1 pseudogene is annotated in these 304 nt (G+C 61.2%); it reads right to left on the reverse strand.

What is annotated here, in order from left to right:
• Positions 1-304, reverse strand: a pseudogene (locus SB847_RS20780) (hypothetical protein); the annotation flags it as partial.

A 304-nucleotide genomic window follows, 5' to 3' on the forward strand; every position in this document is an offset into this window, starting at 1 on the left:
GTTTCGAAAACGCGTCATAGCGCGCGACGTGCGAACGCAACAGGGCTTCGTGAACCGCGTCGCTGGTCGGCCCCGCTTGTGCATCGCCGCACCCGTTATCGATCGAGTAGCAACTCGCGGACAGTTGGAGTCGCTGAACCGCCTGGCAAAACACCAGATAAGAAAAGCCGGGATGTTCGCTGAGTTCGACGAACACGCGAGGACCGATTGCGGCGGTAAGCCAGAAAGCAAATGGCGCGTGTTCGTGCCACGCGGACCCGGCGAAATAATCCGGGGTCCAAAACGACGCCGCGCTCAGGCAGCC

Origin of the sequence: Bacillus sp. SIMBA_026 (assembly GCF_046535335.1) — a bacterium.
GTDB lineage: Bacteria > Bacillota > Bacilli > Bacillales > Bacillaceae > Bacillus > Bacillus velezensis.